The sequence below is a fragment of the Neisseria sp. HMSC31F04 genome, from assembly GCF_001807735.1.
Classification (GTDB): Bacteria; Pseudomonadota; Gammaproteobacteria; order Burkholderiales; family Neisseriaceae; genus Neisseria; species Neisseria elongata.
The window spans coordinates 24,680-25,557 of record NZ_KV790797.1; the positions used below are offsets into that span (position 1 = coordinate 24,680).

Annotated in this window: 1 protein-coding gene; it reads right to left on the reverse strand. The window is 53.1% G+C overall.

Translation table 11 applies throughout. The annotated features are described in order from the left end of the window. Nucleotides 1-518: hypothetical protein (locus HMPREF3107_RS12555; protein WP_246828598.1), on the reverse strand; the 518-nt coding region annotated here is incomplete at its 3' end. Between the last annotated feature and the right edge of the window lie 360 nt (nucleotides 519-878).

Below are 878 nucleotides of genomic sequence, written 5' to 3' on the forward strand. Positions count from 1 at the left end.
TTGGGGCGGAAGTATTTGTAGAAGTCTTTGATGTTCTTCGGCAGGCCTCTGTTTTCCTGCCGCCATTTTTGTTCTTCGGCTTCGCGTTGGCGCCAGTATGCCGTAATTTCGTCTTGGGTTTCTTGGTCGGGGTATTCCCGACCGTCGGGCAGCAGCAGGTAGCCGTTGGCGTCGTACAGCACGAGGCCCAGGCTTTCGCTGCGGCAGGTCAGTATCGGCATCAGCTCCAAATAGTGTTCGTACAGTTCGAGTATGGCGCGGCTTTTCAGTTGTTCGGCCACTTGGGTTCCTATATCGGCGTAAGCGGCTTTGAAGTCGGCCGAGGCTTTGCCGCTGCGGGCGGCTTCGGCGATGTATCCGGCCAGTTTGTCAAACGCGCTTGTGTCCGCGCCTTGCGGCAGGGGTTGGTCGGTCCATTCGGAGACGATGCGGTGTGCCGCGTCGAAGCCGTCGGGCAGCATGGCCTGCGGGTCGGGGAAGTTTTGCGGGTTCCAGAGGTAGACGGGATTGAGGGACATGGGTGTGCCTTTCTTGCGTTTGCGGGTGAGGTTGGTGGTTGGCGACGTTTAAATAGGCCGAGATTGGTGTGTTTTGCTGTATAGTGAATTAACAAAAACCAGTACAGCGTTGGCTCGCCTTAGCTCAAAGAGAACGATTCTCTAAGGTGCTGAAGCACCAAGTGAATCGGTTCCGTACTATCTGTACTGTCTGCGGCTTCGTCGCCTTGTCCTGATTCTTGTTAATCCACTATATTTGTGGTTGTTTTGCGGGGATTTTATATTGATTTTTTGTTGTTTGCCCGCCATCGTTTCCGTTATTTGGGATGAAGGCCGTCTGAAAACTTGATGTATAGTGGATTAAATTTAAACCAGTACGGC